Annotated in this window: 1 protein-coding gene; it reads left to right on the top strand. The window is 66.5% G+C overall.

Features of this window, described 5'->3' with window-relative positions:
- Positions 1 to 465, top strand: a 465-nt coding sequence (locus tag WH85_RS52065; RefSeq protein WP_045748600.1) for a hypothetical protein, incomplete at both ends; no start/stop codon positions are given.

A 465-nucleotide genomic window follows, 5' to 3' on the forward strand; every position in this document is an offset into this window, starting at 1 on the left:
CCGGTCACCGTGATCGGCTTCTCGTGGAACAACTCGCGGATCGGGCCGAACGATTCACCGGGCCAGGACACCATCCCGTACGCCGCGATCCGCGAGACGCTCATCCGGCACCCGCAGTCCGAACAGTTGCTGAACAGCCTCCAGGAGCAGGCCGGCGACAACCCCACCTTCATCCACACCGGTGACGCCGACGTCGCCTCGATGAACAGTCTGTTCAACAACGCCGACACGGCCATCGGCGGCCGCCCGGATCTGCAGATCATCAGTGGCGGATACACCCTGGACAGCGCGCCGTCCCCGGAGGCGCACCAGGCTGTTCTCCGGGATCAGCAGGTCCGCCAGGCGATGGCCGGCGTCGACCCGCGCTCGGTGTACATGCCCGAGCCGAACACGTTCGTCCGGGTCGACAATTCCAGCCTGGAAACCGACATCACCTTCGGCGTGCGTAACGACCCGCAGGGCGAC

It is taken from the genome of Actinoplanes rectilineatus (assembly GCF_000962825.1).
Lineage (GTDB): Bacteria > Actinomycetota > Actinomycetes > Mycobacteriales > Micromonosporaceae > Actinoplanes > Actinoplanes rectilineatus.